General features: G+C 70.5%; 13 protein-coding genes. 8 read left to right on the top strand and 5 right to left on the bottom strand.

The window, feature by feature from the left end; genetic code table 11:
- From ACE3QY_RS04865 to ACE3QY_RS04830, 8 genes are read left to right on the top strand one after another with little or no spacing between them, the layout of a single operon-like run.
- On the top strand, nucleotides 1-1,101 hold the full coding sequence (locus ACE3QY_RS04865; protein WP_374454868.1) for an ABC transporter ATP-binding protein: 1,101 nt from the start codon (nucleotides 1-3) through the stop codon (nucleotides 1,099-1,101).
- Nucleotides 1,098-2,006, top strand: a complete 909-nt coding sequence (locus tag ACE3QY_RS04860) for an ABC transporter permease (protein WP_374454867.1) — start codon at nucleotides 1,098-1,100, stop codon at nucleotides 2,004-2,006. Before ACE3QY_RS04865 ends, ACE3QY_RS04860 begins: the two co-directional genes overlap by 4 nt.
- Nucleotides 2,007-2,016: 10 nt before the next feature.
- A complete protein-coding gene (locus ACE3QY_RS04855) occupies nucleotides 2,017-2,889 on the top strand; it encodes an ABC transporter permease (protein WP_374454866.1) in 873 nt (290 codons plus the stop codon).
- 3 nt (nucleotides 2,890-2,892) lie between these two features.
- Nucleotides 2,893-4,200, top strand: a complete 1,308-nt coding sequence (locus tag ACE3QY_RS04850) for a saccharopine dehydrogenase family protein (RefSeq protein ID WP_374454865.1) — start codon at nucleotides 2,893-2,895, stop codon at nucleotides 4,198-4,200.
- The gene (gene gabT / locus ACE3QY_RS04845; RefSeq protein WP_374454923.1) at nucleotides 4,200-5,558 is read left to right on the top strand and encodes a 4-aminobutyrate--2-oxoglutarate transaminase; all 1,359 of its coding nucleotides are present in this window, start codon (nucleotides 4,200-4,202) and stop codon (nucleotides 5,556-5,558) included. Before ACE3QY_RS04850 ends, gabT begins: the two co-directional genes overlap by 1 nt.
- On the top strand, nucleotides 5,558-7,012 hold the full coding sequence (locus ACE3QY_RS04840) for an NAD-dependent succinate-semialdehyde dehydrogenase (protein WP_374454864.1): 1,455 nt from the start codon (nucleotides 5,558-5,560) through the stop codon (nucleotides 7,010-7,012). Before gabT ends, ACE3QY_RS04840 begins: the two co-directional genes overlap by 1 nt.
- Nucleotides 7,009-8,370: a transaminase gene (locus tag ACE3QY_RS04835; protein ID WP_374454863.1), complete on the top strand. Its 1,362-nt coding sequence runs from the start codon at nucleotides 7,009-7,011 to the stop codon at nucleotides 8,368-8,370. The genes ACE3QY_RS04840 and ACE3QY_RS04835 overlap by 4 nt, the downstream gene beginning before the upstream one ends.
- A gap of 31 nt (nucleotides 8,371-8,401) precedes the next feature.
- Nucleotides 8,402-8,821, top strand: a complete 420-nt coding sequence (locus ACE3QY_RS04830; protein ID WP_374454862.1) for a hypothetical protein — start codon at nucleotides 8,402-8,404, stop codon at nucleotides 8,819-8,821.
- Nucleotides 8,822-8,824: 3 nt separating this feature from the next.
- On the opposite strand, the gene ACE3QY_RS04825 is transcribed toward ACE3QY_RS04830, so the two are convergent.
- The 5 genes from ACE3QY_RS04825 to fusA all read right to left on the bottom strand — a co-directional run bounded on the left by ACE3QY_RS04825 (nucleotide 8,825) and on the right by fusA (nucleotide 14,455).
- A complete protein-coding gene (locus tag ACE3QY_RS04825; RefSeq protein ID WP_374454861.1) occupies nucleotides 8,825-9,889 on the bottom strand; it encodes an alpha/beta hydrolase in 1,065 nt (354 codons plus the stop codon).
- A 67-nt stretch (nucleotides 9,890-9,956) separates the two neighbouring features.
- A complete protein-coding gene (locus tag ACE3QY_RS04820; RefSeq protein ID WP_374454860.1) occupies nucleotides 9,957-10,538 on the bottom strand; it encodes a mismatch-specific DNA-glycosylase in 582 nt (193 codons plus the stop codon).
- A 56-nt stretch (nucleotides 10,539-10,594) separates the two neighbouring features.
- Nucleotides 10,595-10,963, bottom strand: coding sequence for a VOC family protein (locus ACE3QY_RS04815; protein WP_374454859.1), 369 nt, complete (start codon nucleotides 10,961-10,963; stop codon nucleotides 10,595-10,597).
- A gap of 106 nt (nucleotides 10,964-11,069) precedes the next feature.
- On the bottom strand, nucleotides 11,070-12,263 hold the full coding sequence (gene tuf, locus ACE3QY_RS04810; protein WP_210439908.1) for an elongation factor Tu: 1,194 nt from the start codon (nucleotides 12,261-12,263) through the stop codon (nucleotides 11,070-11,072).
- 74 nt (nucleotides 12,264-12,337) lie between these two features.
- A complete protein-coding gene (gene fusA, locus ACE3QY_RS04805) occupies nucleotides 12,338-14,455 on the bottom strand; it encodes an elongation factor G (protein ID WP_374454858.1) in 2,118 nt (705 codons plus the stop codon).
- Between the last annotated feature and the right edge of the window lie 48 nt (nucleotides 14,456-14,503).

Raw genomic sequence — 14,503 nt, 5'->3', positions numbered from 1 at the left:
ATGGCCGGCTTCCGGGAAGCGAGCGGCGACCTCCGCCTCGACAGCGTCACCAAGTCCTTCGGCGACTTCACCGCCGTCGACGACATCGACCTCCACGTGCCACGCGGGTCGTTCTTCGCGATGCTCGGCCCGTCGGGCTGCGGCAAGACCACGTCGCTGCGGATGATCGCCGGACTCGAGCAGCCCACGGCGGGGCGCGTGCTGATCGGCGACACCGACCTCACCGGGTCGCGGCCCTACGAGCGCCCGGTCAACACGGTGTTCCAGTCCTACGCCCTGTTCCCCCACCTCACCATCCGCGACAACGTGGCGTTCGGGCCCAAGCGCCGGAAGGTCGCCGACGCGGCCAAGCGGGCCGACGACGCGCTCGAGCTGGTGCAGATGACGCAGTTCGCGGGGCGCAAGCCGGCCCAGCTCTCCGGTGGCCAGCAGCAGCGCGTGGCCCTCGCCCGTGCACTGGTGAACCACCCCGAGGTGCTGCTGCTCGACGAGCCGCTCGGCGCGCTCGACCTCAAGCTGCGCCGCGAGATGCAGGTCGAGCTCAAGCGGATCCAGACCGAGGTCGGGCTGACCTTCATCCACGTCACCCACGACCAGGAGGAGGCCATGACGATGGCCGACACGGTCGCGGTGATGAACAAGGGCAGGATCGAGCAGCTGGGTGCACCCGCCGAGCTGTACGACCTGCCGCGCACCCGCTTCGTCGCGAACTTCCTCGGCCAGGCCAACACCGGCGTCGGCACCGTCGAGGACACGGACGGCGACCACCTCGTCGCCGAGGTCCTCGGCACCAAGGTGAAGATCAAGAAGTCCCGCTCGCAGGTGCAGGACGGTGAGGTGCTCTTCGGGGTCCGTCCCGAGAAGGTGACGGTGTCGCGCAAGCAGCCCGAGGGCGTCGGCAACGACGTCAAGGGCGTGGTCCGCGACGTGTCGTTCCTCGGCGTCGCCACCAGCTACCTCGTCGACATGCCCAGCGGCGCGACGTGGAGCTGCTACGAGCAGAACCTCGACGTCGACCCGGTCGACCTCAAGCCGGGCGACGAGGTCTGGCTGACGTGGAACCCCGGCCACGCCTTCGGCGTACCGGTGGACCCGTCATGAGCGTCCTCGCCCACGCCTCGGTCGACCCGGCGGCGTCCACGCCACCGCCCGACGAGACGACGAAACGGAGCTGGACGGCGTACCTGCTGCTGCTCCCGGGTGCGCTGTGGCTCGGGGTCTTCTTCGTGCTGCCGCTCGTGCAGCTGGCGACGGTCAGCCTGCAGAGCCGCTACCCCGGCTTCCCCGGCTACTACTACCGCGACGTCAACCTCGACAACTACGTGGCCGCGCTGACCGACTACGCGCCGCACTTCGCGCGGTCGTTCCTCTACGCCGGTCTGGCGACGTTCCTCGCCTTCGTCGTGGCCTACCCGCTCGCCTACGCCATGGCGTTCAAGGCCGGCCGCTGGCGCAGCCTGATGATGATCTGCGTCGTCGCACCGTTCTTCACCTCGTTCATCCTCCGCACGTTCGCGTGGTCGCAGATCCTGGCCGACGAGGGCTGGGTGGTGAACACGCTCGACTTCCTGCACCTGCTGCCAGGCGGGCACATCATCAACACGCCGATCGCCGTGGTCGCGGGCCTGACCTACAACTTCCTGCCGTTCATGGTGCTGCCGATCTACGCCTCGCTCGAGCGCGCCGACCCGCGCGTGATCGAGGCCGGCGGCGACCTGTACGCCAACGGCTTCACGACGTTCCGCACGGTGACCCTGCCGATGTCGATGCCCGGCGTGCTGGCCGGCACCCTGCTGACCTTCATCCCGGCGGCCGGCGACTTCGTCAACATGGAGCTGCTCGGTCCCCAGCGCGGGAAGATGGTCGGCAACGTCATCAACGACCAGTTCCTGGCGATCCCCGGCGGCTACCCGGTGGCGGCCGCGCTGTCGTTCACGCTGATGGCGGCGATCCTGGTGATGGTCTTCCTCTACGTCCGGCGCTTCGGCACCGAGGAGCTGGTGTGACGTGGCCACGATGACGAACTCCCCGACCACGACGCCGACGGGCTCGGCCCCCTACCGCCCCTCGGCGGCCAAGCGGGTGCAGCTCTGGCTCGCCGACCACTTCGTGGTGATGTCGGCGGTCGCGGTGCTGCTCTACCTGTTCCTGCCGGTGGCCTACACGTTCGCGTTCTCCTTCAACGACCACGGCAAGACCAACATCGTGTGGCAGGGCTTCACGTGGGAGCACTGGCAGGACCCCTGCGGGGTGCCGGGCGCCTGCGAGTCGTTGGTGACCTCGCTGCAGGTCGGCGCGATCTCCACGCTCGTGGCGACCGTCCTCGGCACGCTGATGGCGCTGGCGATGGTGCGCTACCGGTTCCGCGGCAAGGCGGCCAGCAACGTGCTGATCTTCGTGCCGATGGCGACCCCGGAGATCGTGATGGGCGCCGCCCTCCTGACGATCTTCGTCCAGGGGTTCACCAACATCGGCATCAGCCTCGGATTCAGCACGATCGTGTTCGCGCACATCATGTTCTGCCTGAGCTTCGTGGTGGTCACGGTGAAGGCGCGGATCCAGTCGCTCGACCCGCGGATCGAGGAGGCCGCCCAGGACCTCTACGCCGGCCCGATGGAGACCTTCTGGAAGGTCACCTTCCCGCTGATCCTGCCGGGCATCCTCGGCGCCGCGATGCTCGCCTTCTCGCTGTCCTTCGACGACTTCATCATCACCAACTTCGTCTCCGGCAACGAGAACACGTTCCCCAAGTTCGTCTACGTCGCGTCCCGGCGCGGCATCCCCGCGGAGGCCAACGTCATCGGCTTCTCGATGTTCGTGATCGCCGTCCTGCTGGTGGTCGGTGCGCAGGGCGTCAGCTCGGTGCGTGCCTCGAGGACCAAGGAGTGACCCATGCCAGAGTCCGGCGCTGAGTCCGGCCGCCCGCCGATGCGGGTGCTGATGGTCGGAGCCGGCGGCGTCGGTGACGCAGCGGCGCGCATCGCCGTCGAGCGTGACTACTTCGAGGCCTGGGTGGTCGCCGACTACGACCTCGGGCGGGCCGAGCGCACGGTCGCGGCCGCGCGCGAGCGGCGTACTGGCGAGGAGCGGTTCAGCGCCGCGCAGGTCGACGCGTCCGACGCCGACGCGGTCGCGGCGCTGGCCGGCGAGGTCCGGGCCACCCACGTGTTCAACGCCGTCGACCCACGCTTCGTGATGCCGATCTTCACCGGCGCGCTGGCGGCCGGTGCGGACTACCTGGACATGGCGATGAGCCTGTCCGTGCGGCACCCTGAAGCGCCGTACGAGCAGGTCGGGGTGAAGCTGGGCGACGAGCAGTTCGCGATGGCCGACCAGTGGGAGTCGGCCGGCCGGCTGGCGCTGCTCGGCATCGGCGTCGAGCCCGGCCTCTCCGACGTGTTCGCGCGCTACGCGGCCGACGAGCTGTTCGACCACATCGACGAGCTCGGCACCCGCGACGGCGCCAACCTGGTGATCCGGGACGAGGCCGGCAACGAGGTGTTCGCACCGGGCTTCTCGATGTGGACGATCATCGAGGAGTGCCTCAACCCGCCCGTGGTGTGGGAGCGGAGGAGGGGCGGCGGCGACCTGGAGTCGGGGTTCTTCACGCTGCCGCCCTTCTCCGAGCCCGAGGTCTTCGACTTCCCCGAGGGCATCGGACCGGTCGAGTGCGTCCACGTGGAGCACGAGGAGGTGCTCCTGATGCCGCGCTGGGTCGAGGCGGACCGGGTGACCTTCAAGTACGGCCTGGGCGAGGAGATGATCGGCATCCTGCGCACCCTCCACACCCTCGGCCTGGACTCGACCGACCCGGTGTCGGTGAAGGGGGTCGAGGTCTCCCCGCGCGACGTGGTCGCCGCCTGCCTGCCCGACCCGGCCACCATCGGGCCGCGGATGGAGGGCAAGACCTGCGCCGGGCTGTTCGTCACCGGCACCGGCAAGGACGGCGCGCCGCGGTCGACCTACCTCTACCACGTCGTCGACAACGCCGACTCGATGCGCGACTACGGCGCCCAGTGCGTCGTCTGGCAGACCGCGATCAACCCGGTCGTCGCGCTGGAGCTGCTCGCCGCCGGCACCTGGTCGGGCGCCGGCGTGCTCGGCCCGGAGGCCCTGCCCCCGAAGCCCTTCCTCGACCTGCTCGCCGCACCCAAGCCCGAGGGATACGGATCCCCGTGGGGAATGGAGGACAGAACGTGATGCTCTCCCAGGAACGGATCCTCGCCACCGAGATCCCTGGCCCGAAGTCGCAGGCCCTGCAGGCCCGCAAGGCCGCGGCGGTCTCGGCCGGCATCGGCACGACGCTGCCGGTGTACGTCGAGCAGGCCGGCGGCGGCATCCTGCGCGACGTCGACGGCAACCAGCTCATCGACTTCGGCTCCGGCATCGCGGTCACCACGGTCGGCAACGCCGCACCGCGGGTCGTGGAGGCCGTGCAGCGGCAGGTCGCCGACTTCACCCACACCTGTTTCATGGTCACGCCCTACGAGGAGTACGTCGCGGTCTGCGAGAAGCTCGCCGAGCTGACGCCGGGCGACCACGAGAAGCGCTCGGCGCTCTTCAACTCCGGTGCCGAGGCGGTCGAGAACGCGGTGAAGGTCGCGCGCCACCACACCGGTCGTGACGCGATCGTGGTCTTCGACCACGCCTACCACGGCCGGACGAACCTGACCATGGCGCTGACGGCGAAGAACATGCCCTACAAGCAGGGCTTCGGGCCCTTCGCCGGGGAGATCTACCGCGCCCCGATGGCCTACCCCTACCGCTGGCCCGGCGGCGCCGACGCGTGCGCCGACGAGGCGTTCGACGCGTTCGTCACCACGGTCCACGCGCAGGTCGGCGAGGACAACTGCGCGGCCGTGCTCATCGAGCCGATCCAGGGCGAGGGCGGCTTCATCGTGCCGCCGCCGGGCTGGCTGCGGCGGGTCGCGGACTGGTGCCGCGACCACGGCATCCTCTTCATCGCCGACGAGATCCAGACCGGCTTCGCCCGCACCGGCGACTGGTTCGCCTGCGACCACGAGGGCGTCGTGCCCGACCTGGTCACCACGGCGAAGGGCATGGCCGGCGGCCTGCCGCTGGCCGCGGTCACCGGGCGGGCCGAGGTGATGGACTCCGTCCACGTCGGCGGCCTCGGCGGCACCTACGGCGGCAACCCGGTCGCGTGCGCGGCCGCCCTCGCCGCGATCGAGACCATGGAGGCCGAGGACCTGCCCGCGAGGGCCCGGGAGATCGAGGCGGCGTTCCTCCCCCGCCTCCGGGCGCTGGCCGAGCGGCATCCCGACCGGGTCGGCGACATCCGTGGGCGCGGCGCGATGCTCGCGGTCGAGCTGGTCACCGACGGCCCCGGCCGGACCCCGGACGCGGCGCTCGCCGGCGCGGTGCACCGGGCCTGCTCGGTCCAGGGGCTGGTGACGCTGACCTGCGGCACCTTCGGCAACGTCTTCCGCTTCCTGCCGCCGCTCGCGATCGGCGACGACCTCCTCGCGGAGGGCCTGGACCTCTTCGAGGCCGCCTTCGACCAGGCGGCCTCGGGCACGGGTGGCAGGGTGGAGTGATGGCCGACCTCACCAAGACCCAGACCGTCCCGACCCAGCTCCTCATCGGCGGGTCGTGGGTGGACGCCTCGGGCGGCGCCACGTTCGAGGTGACCAACCCCGCCAACGGCGAGGTGCTGACCCGCATCGCCGACGGCACGCCGGACGACGGCGAGCGCGCGCTCGCAGCGGCCTCCGACGCCCAGCGCGAGTGGCGTACGACCGAGCCGCGCCAGCGGGGCGAGATCCTGCGCAGCGCCTTCGAGCTGCTCACCGAGCGCGCCGACGACTTCGCGCGGCTGATGACGCTGGAGATGGGCAAGACGCTGGCGGAGGCCAAGGGAGAGGTGACCTACGGCGCGGAGTTCTTCCGGTGGTTCTCCGAGGAGGCCGTGCGCATCCACGGCCGCTACTCCACCGCCCCGGCTGGCAACACCCGGCTGATCACCATGAAGGGCCCGGTCGGTCCGACGCTGATGATCACGCCCTGGAACTTCCCCCTCGCGATGGGCACCCGCAAGATCGGCCCGGCGATCGCCGCCGGCTGCACGATGGTCGTCAAGCCAGCCCACGAGACGCCGCTGACCATGCTCGCGCTGGCCGCCCTCCTCGAGGAGGTGGGGCTCCCAGCCGGCGTGCTCAACGTGGTCACCACCACCGACTCCGGCGGCGTCTGCGAGCCCATCATCAAGGACCCCCGGCTGCGCAAGCTGACGTTCACCGGCTCCACCGCGGTGGGCAAGAAGCTCGTCGCGCAGGCCTCCGACCAGCTGCTGCGGGTGTCGATGGAGCTCGGCGGCAACGCCCCCTTCGTCGTCTTCGACGACGCCGACCTCGACGCCGCTGTGGACGGCGCGATGCTGGCGAAGATGCGCAACATCGGCGAGGCCTGCACCTCGGCCAACCGCTTCCTGGTGCACGAGTCCGTGGCCGAGGAGTTCTCCCGGCGGCTGGCCGAGCGGATGGGCGCGCTGACCGTCGGCGACGGCACCACCGACGGCGTCGACGTGGGCCCGCTGATCACCGAGAAGGCCCGCGCCGGCGTGCACGAGCTCGTCGACGAGGCCGTCTCCTCCGGCGCCCGCGCCCTGGTCGGCGGCACGGTGCCCGACGGCCCGGGCCACTTCTACCCGCCCACGGTGCTGGTCGACGTACCCGCCTCGGCGCGGGTGTTCCGCGAGGAGATCTTCGGCCCCGTCGCGCCCGTCTCCACCTTCGGCGACGAGGACGAGGTGATCGCCCGCGCCAACGACACCGAGTACGGCCTGGTCGCCTACGTCTTCACGCGCGACCACGCGCGTGTGCTGCGCGTCAGCGAGGCGCTGGAGTTCGGCATGGTCGGGATCAACACCGGCATCGTGTCCAACCCCGCGGCGCCCTTCGGCGGCGTCAAGCACTCGGGCTTCGGGCGGGAGGGCGGCTTCGAGGGCATCGAGGAGTACCTCGAGACCAAGTACGTCGGCAGCGCCCTGTGAGCAGGATCGACCGGTCGCGCCTCGCGGCGCTGCACGCCGAGGAGGAGCAGCGCTTCGTCGACCTGCACCCCACGTCGGCCCGGCTGGCGAAGGAGGCCGGTGAGCACCTGCTGGCCGGGGTGCCGATGCCGTGGATGACCCGCTGGCCGGGGTCGTTCCCCCTCTTCGTCGAGTCCGCGGGCGGCGGCCGGTTCACCGACGTCGACGGCATCGACCACGTCGACCTCTGCCTCGGCGACACGGGCTCGATGACCGGGCACTGCCTGCCCGCGGTGGCCGAGGCCGTCCGTGAGCGGACCGAGCGGGGCATCACCACGATGCTGCCCTCCACCGATGCAGCCTGGGTGGCGGCCGAGCTCAGCCGGCGCTTCGGGCTGCCGCGCTGGCAGATGGCGATGACGGCGACCGACGCCAACCGCTTCGTGCTCCGCTTCGCCCGGCACCTCACCGGTCGCCCCCGGATCGCGGTCATGGACTGGTGCTACCACGGCACCGTCGACGAGACGCTCGGCGTGCTGGAGCACGGCCGGGCCGGTGACCGGGTGGTCCCCCGGCCGGGAGCGCTCGGCCCGCAGGTCGACGTCGCCGAGACGACCGCCGTCGTGCCCTTCAACGACCTCGACGCCCTCGACCGCCGGCTCGCGGAGGGCGACGTCGCGTGCCTGCTCATGGAGCCGGCGCTGACCAACATCGGCATCGTGCTGCCCGACGACGGCTACCTGGCCGGCGTCCGCGAGGTGACCCGGCGGCACGGCGTGCTGCTCGTCAACGACGAGACCCACACGATCTGCGCAGGCCCCGGCGGCGCGACGGCGGCGTGGGACCTCGAGCCCGACTTCGTGGTCATCGGCAAGCCCATCGGTGGCGGCATCCCGGTCGCGGCGTACGGCATGAGCGCGGAGGTCGCGGCCCGGCTCGAGGGGCCGATGCTCGGCCACGACATCGACGTCGCCGGTGTCGGTGGCACCCTCTCGGGGTCCGCGCTGGCGATGGCGGCCGTGCGCGCCACCCTGTCGACGGCCCTGCGGCAGCAGGACTTCGACGTCGCGATCCCCCTCGCCGCGTCGTTCACCGACGGCATCCAGGGCGTCATCGACGAGCACGGCCTGCCGTGGCACGTGCAGCGCCTCGGCTGCCGGGCGGAGTACTGGTTCTGCCCGCCACCGCGGGCCGGCGCGGAGGCGGCGGCAGCGGTCGACGAGGAGCTCGACGCGTTCTTCCACCTCTGGACGGTCAACCGCGGCGTGCTGCTCGCGCCGTTCCACAACATGTCCCTCTTCTCGCCGTTCCACACGACGGCCGACGTGGACGCACACACCTCGGCCTTCCGCGGTGCGGTGGAGGCGTTGGTCGGCTGACGGGCCGTGCCGATCGGCGTACCGTGGAGCGATGCGGGGCTGGCTCCAGGTCTTCGGCGCGGTGCTGCTCCTCCACGTCCTCCTGAGGGTCGGGATCGCCGCGCTCTTCGACGAGCTCGGCGACTGGCGGAGCTGGCGCGCCGCGGCGCGCGTGGTGCGGCGGCTCCGACGGCGGCGTGCGGAGGTGGTGCCCCTCCGGCGGCCCATCGAGGACATCGGCGCCGACCTGCGCCGCCTGCATGCCTCGTTCCACCGCGAGGGGCTGCGCTTCGCCAAGTACGAGGGCTGCCGGCAGGCCTACGACCGCGTGCTGGGCGAGGCCGCCGACATGGTCGAGCTGACCCACCTGCTGGCGGTGCTGCCGCCGGGCACGGAGCGCGACCGCGAGCGTGAACGGCTGGAGATGCTGCTCGAGGACGCGGGGCTGCTCCCCCACCCCTGGGCCGCCTGACGATCAGGCGTGGCGCTGCAGGCCCGCACCGAGGCCCATCCGCACGGCACCGCAGGCCTCGAGCATCGCCTCGCGCCCGGACCGTCCGACGCCGGTGCTGTTCACGAAGGCGTGGATCAGCCCGTCGTGGCGGCGGAGTGCGACCGGCACGCCAGCCTCCGCCATCCGCCGGGCATAGGCCTCGCCCTCGTCGCGGAGCGGGTCGAAGCCGGCGACCGCGACGTACGCCGGCGGCAGGCCGGTGAGGTCGTCGGCGAGCAGGGGTGACACCCGCGGGTCCGAGCGGTCGGCGCCCTCGGCGAGGTAGCGCGCGGTGTACCAGTCCATCTGGTGCTCGGTGAGGAAGTGTCCCTCGGCGAACTCGCGGTAGGAGTCGCTGTGCCGGCTCAGGTCGGTGACCGGGAAGAACAGCAGCTGGAGGGCCGGACGGACCCGTGCCTCGCGGAGGTCCTGGCACAGGACCGCGGCCAGGTTGCCGCCCGCGCTGTCGCCCGCGACGCCGATCCGGTGCGGGTCGTGGCCCCAGGCCTCCGCACGGGAGGCCGCGAACATGAAGGCCGCCTTGGCGTCGTCGGGCGCCGCAGGGAAGGGGTGCTCGGGGGCGAGCCGGTAGTCGACGGCGAGCACCGACACCCCGGCGTACGTCGCGAGGAAGCGGCAGACGGTGTCGTGGCTGTCGAGCGAGCCGACCACGAAGCCGCCACCGTGGAAGTAGACCAGCAGCCGGTCGGCGTCCCGGACGTCCGCGAGGTAGCGGCGGGCGGCGATCCCGCCGGCGAAGGTCGGGATCTCGAGGTCCTCGACCAGCGCCATCGGCAGTGGCTTGCCGCCGAACAGCGCCGCCTCCTCCTCCACCTGGCGGCGCGCGGCCTCCACGGGAAGACGGGTGAAGTCGTTGTCGGGCAGCGCGTCGAGCAGGCGCAGCGCCGCCGCGACCTCGGGCTCCATCGCCGCGCCGGCGCGGTTGACCCGACGACCGCCGAGCAGCGTCTGCACGCGGTCGGGCGCTCGACCCACCACAGTGACCACGGCCCGGGAGACGGCAGCCTCGAGGGCCTTGGCATCCATGGGCGGCATGCTCGCACGTCCGTGGCACCCGCCACGAGCAGGGTCCGTGGATCGAGGCCCCTGGAGGTCAGGCGACGCCGAGCACACCCGCGGCCCTCGCCGCGGCGGCGTAGGCCGTAGCGAGGGAGTCGACGGTCTCGTGCGCGTTGAGCCCCGACGGGTTCGGCACGACGAAGACACGGGACGTGCCCCAGGGTGCAGGCTGCTCGCCGGCCCGCGCGCCGCGCTCGCCGAACGCGGTCCGGTAGGCCGTCACCCCGGCCACCGCCACGACGCGCGGGCGCAGGCGCGAGACGAGCTCGCGCAGCCGCTGCCCGCCCTCCCTCAGCTCCTGCGAGGTGAGCTCGTCGGCGCGGGCGGTGGCGCGGGCGACGACGTTGGTGATGCCGATGCCGCGCCGCCGCAGCTCCTCGCGGTTGTCCTCGCTCATGCCGGCGGCCTGGTCGACCGGCCGCGTCAGGATCCCGGCGCGCAGCAGCGCGGGGTAGAACCGGTTGCCCGGGTGGGCGAAGTGGGTCTGCGTCGCGGCGGTCCACAGCCCGGGGTTGATCCCGACGAACAGCAGCCGCAGCGGCTGGTCGTCCCCCGGGAGCAGGTCGGGGACCTCGGTGTCGCGGAACGACTCGAGCTCGGCACGGGTGAAGCCCATCCGGCCATCCTGACGCACGGGGCGAGCCGCGGCTCCGCTGCCCCGTCGGCACCGGCTCAGGCGAGCCCGGACGCCTCGGAGGCCGCGGCCACGCAGAACTGGTTGCCGTCCGGGTCGGCCATCGTGACCCACCGGAAGCTCTCGTCGCCCCGGCGCTCGACCAGGGTGGCGCCCGCACCGAGCAGGCGGTCCACCTCCGCGTCGAGGTCGGGCGCGGTGAGGTCGAGGTGGATCCGGTTCTTGCCCGGGGTCGGGTCGTCCACCTTCTGGAAGGAGAGCAGGCCGGGCAGGCCGCCGCCGCTCACCATGACGTAGAAGCCGTCGTTGGTCTCGCCCACCGTCGCGCCCATCTGCTCGGCCCACCACGCGGCGAGCGACATGGCGTCGGTGGTGTCCATCGTGATCATGCCCAGGGTCAGAGTCATGCCCCGGACGCTAGCGGCGGCCACCGACGGTCGTACATGCACGAGACCCCGCCTCCCTTGCGGGAGACGGGGTCTCGGAGGTGCGGTGCGCCGTCAGGCGCTCAGATCACTTGGTGATCTTGGTGACGCGGCCGGCACCGACGGTGCGACCACCCTCGCGGATGGCGAAGCGCAGGCCCTCGTCCATCGCGATGGGCTGGATGAGCTCGACCGACATCTCGGTGTTGTCACCCGGCATGACCATCTCGGTGCCCTCGGGCAGGGTCACGACGCCGGTCACGTCCGTGGTCCGGAAGTAGAACTGCGGACGGTAGTTGTTGAAGAACGGCGTGTGACGGCCACCCTCGTCCTTCGACAGGATGTAGACCGAGGCGTCGAAGTTGGTGTGCGGGGTGGTGGTGCCCGGCTTGATCACGACCATGCCGCGCTCGACGTCCTCGCGCTTGGTGCCACGGAGGAGCAGACCGACGTTCTCACCGGCCTGGCCCTCGTCGAGCAGCTTGCGGAACATCTCGACACCGGTGACGGTGGACTTCTGCGAGCCCTCGCGGATGCCGATGATCTCGACCTCCTCGTTCACCTTGACGATGCCGCGCTCGATACGACCGGTGATGACGGTGCCACGACCGGTGATCGTGAAGACGTCCTCGACGGGCATCAGGAACGGCTTGTCGGTGTCACGCTCGGGGGTCGGGATGTAGTCGTCCACGGCCTGCATGAGCTCGGCGACCGACTCGCCCCACTTGGCGTCGCCGTTGAGGGCCGGGAAGGCCGCCACGCGCACGACGGGGATGTCGTCGCCCGGGAACTCGTACTCGGAGAGGAGCTCGCGCACCTCCATCTCGACGAGCTCGATGAGCTCCTCGTCGTCGACCATGTCGCACTTGTTGAGCGCGACGACCAGGGCGGGGACGCCGACCTGGCGGGCGAGCAGCACGTGCTCACGGGTCTGCGGCATCGGGCCGTCGGTGGCGGCGACCACGAGGATCGCGCCGTCCATCTGCGCCGCGCCGGTGATCATGTTCTTGATGTAGTCGGCGTGACCGGGGCAGTCGACGTGCGCGTAGTGGCGCGACTCGGTCTGGTACTCGACGTGCGCGATCGAGATCGTGATGCCGCGCTGGCGCTCCTCGGGAGCCTTGTCGATCTGGTCGAACGCCGAAGCCTCGTTGAGGTCCGGGTGCTTGTCGTGCAGCACCTTGGTGATCGCCGCGGTCAGCGTCGTCTTGCCGTGGTCGATGTGACCGATGGTGCCGATGTTGACGTGCGGCTTGGTCCGCTCGAACTTCGCCTTAGCCACTGGGGCTCCTCCTGATTGTTGTTACTTGACTCGTGGGTGTGGGGTGGTGCTGGGTGCCGAGGATCCGGCAGCGATCACTCGCCGCGGACCTTCTTCACGATCTCGTCGGCGATGTTCGTGGGAACCTCGGCGTACGAGTCGAACTCCATCGAGTACGACGCCTGACCGGAGGTCTTGGACCTCAGGTCGCCAACGTACCCGAACATCTCCGACAGGGGCACAAGGGCCTGCACGACCATGTCGCCGTGACGCTCCTCCTGCGCCTGGATCTGACCGCGGCGCGAGTTGATGTCGCCGATGACCGTGCCGAGGAAGCCCTCCGGCGTGGTCACCTCCACGGCGAACATCGGCTCGAGCAGGACCGGACGGGCCTTGCGCGCGGCCTCCTTGAAGGCCTGGTTGCCGGCGATCTTGAACGCGAGCTCGGACGAGTCGACGTCGTGGTAGGCGCCGTCCTCGAGCGAGAACTTCACGTCGACCATCGGGTAGCCGGCGAGGACGCCGAACTCCATGGCCTCCTGGCCACCCTGGTCGACCGAGGGGATGTACTCCTTCGGCACGCGACCACCGGTGACGTTGTTGGCGAACTCGTAGCCCGCACCCGTGCCGGTCTCGGGGTCGATGTTCGGCTCGAGCGAGATGACGACCTTCGCGAACTGGCCCGAACCACCGGTCTGCTTCTTGTGGGTGTAGCTGTGGTTGTCGACCTTGTTGCGGATGGTCTCGCGGTAGGCCACCTGCGGCTTGCCGACGGTCGCCTCGACGCGGAACTCGCGCTTCATGCGGTCCACGAGGATCTCCAGGTGGAGCTCTCCCATGCCGGCGATGATCGTCTGGCCGGTCTCCTCGTCGGTCTTGACCGTGAAGGTCGGGTCCTCGTCGGAGAGACGCTGGATCGCGGTGCCGAGCTTCTCCTGGTCGCCCTTGGTCTTGGGCTCGATCGCGACCTCGATCACCGGGGCCGGGAACGTCATCGACTCGAGCACGACCTGGTTGTTGGGGTCGCAGAGGGTGTGACCGGTCTTGGTGTCCTTCAGACCCATCACGGCCACGATCTGGCCGGCGCCGACCGACGCGATCTCCTCACGCTTGTTGGCGTGCATCTGGTAGACCTTGCCGATCCGCTCCTTCTTGCCGTTCACCGAGTTGACCACGGTGGAGCCGGCCTCGAGCTTGCCCGAGTAGACGCGGACGTAGATCAGCTTGCCGAGGTGCGGGTCGCTGGCGATCTTGTACGCCAGGCCGGAGAAGGGCTCGTCGTCGGAGGGCTTCCGAGCGATCTGCTCCTCCTCGTCGCGCGGCGAGTGACCGATGATCGCGTCGATGTCGAGCGGCGAGGGGAGGTACTTGACGACCGCGTCGAGCAGGGGCTGGACGCCCTTGTTCTTGAACGCGGTGCCGCACAGGACCGGGTTGAGCTTGTCGGCCAGGGTGGCGCGACGGATGGCGGCCTCGAGCTCGGCGACGGTGAAGTTCTCGTCACCCTCCTCGAGGTACTTCTCCATGATGTCGTCGTCGGCCTCGGCGAGGGTCTCGATGAACTTCTCGCGGTACTCCGCGGCCTTGTCGGCGAGCTCGGCCGGGATCTCCTCGACGTCGTAGTCCTCACCCATCTTGGTCTCGCCGCGCCAGGTCAGGGCACGCATGCCGACCAGGTCGACGACACCGAGGAAGTCGGACTCCGCACCGATCGGGAGCTGGAGCACGAGCGGGGTGGAGTTGAGGCGCTCGACCATCATGTCGACGCAGCGGAAGAAGTCCGCGCCGGTGCGGTCCAGCTTGTTGACGAAGCACATGCGGGGGACCGAGTACTTGTTGGCCTGGCGCCACACCGTCATGGTCTGCGGCTCGACACCGGCGACGCCGTCGAAGACGGCGACGGCGCCGTCGAGGACGCGCAGCGAGCGCTCGACCTCGGCCGTGAAGTCCACGTGGCCGGGGGTGTCGATGATGTTGATCTGGTGGTCCTTCCACCAGCAGGTCGTCGCGGCGGACGTGATCGTGATGCCGCGCTCCTGCTCCTGCTCCATCCAGTCCATCGTGGCGCCACCCTCGTGGACCTCACCGATCTTGTAGGTGATGCCGGTGTAGAAGAGGATGCGCTCGGTGGTGGTGGTCTTGCCGGCGTCGATGTGCGCCATGATGCCGATGTTGCGGACCTTGTTGAGGTCGGTGGTGATGTCGACAGCCACTGAAAGTCTCAGTCCCTCGTAAGAGTTGATGGGGTTGGTGGGGGCGGG

Source organism: Nocardioides sp. (assembly GCF_041913365.1).
GTDB lineage: Bacteria > Actinomycetota > Actinomycetes > Propionibacteriales > Nocardioidaceae > Nocardioides.
This window is presented reverse-complemented; position numbering and strand designations above follow the sequence as displayed.

What these genes read in the sequence shown, in the direction of transcription:
- ACE3QY_RS04830 (WP_374454862.1), top strand. Translation starts at nt 8,402, where the DNA reads ATGCGGGGCTGGCTCCAGGTCTTCGGCGCGGTGCTGCTCCTCCACGTC.
- ACE3QY_RS04815 (WP_374454859.1), bottom strand. Translation starts at nt 10,963, where the DNA reads ATGACTCTGACCCTGGGCATGATCACGATGGACACCACCGACGCCATG.
- ACE3QY_RS04840 (WP_374454864.1), top strand. Translation starts at nt 5,558, where the DNA reads ATGGCCGACCTCACCAAGACCCAGACCGTCCCGACCCAGCTCCTCATC.
- ACE3QY_RS04825 (WP_374454861.1), bottom strand. Translation starts at nt 9,889, where the DNA reads ATGGATGCCAAGGCCCTCGAGGCTGCCGTCTCCCGGGCCGTGGTCACT.
- ACE3QY_RS04850 (WP_374454865.1), top strand. Translation starts at nt 2,893, where the DNA reads ATGCCAGAGTCCGGCGCTGAGTCCGGCCGCCCGCCGATGCGGGTGCTG.
- ACE3QY_RS04865 (WP_374454868.1), top strand. Translation starts at nt 1, where the DNA reads ATGGCCGGCTTCCGGGAAGCGAGCGGCGACCTCCGCCTCGACAGCGTC.
- ACE3QY_RS04860 (WP_374454867.1), top strand. Translation starts at nt 1,098, where the DNA reads ATGAGCGTCCTCGCCCACGCCTCGGTCGACCCGGCGGCGTCCACGCCA.
- gabT (WP_374454923.1), top strand. Translation starts at nt 4,200, where the DNA reads ATGCTCTCCCAGGAACGGATCCTCGCCACCGAGATCCCTGGCCCGAAG.
- ACE3QY_RS04855 (WP_374454866.1), top strand. Translation starts at nt 2,017, where the DNA reads ATGACGAACTCCCCGACCACGACGCCGACGGGCTCGGCCCCCTACCGC.
- ACE3QY_RS04820 (WP_374454860.1), bottom strand. Translation starts at nt 10,538, where the DNA reads ATGGGCTTCACCCGTGCCGAGCTCGAGTCGTTCCGCGACACCGAGGTC.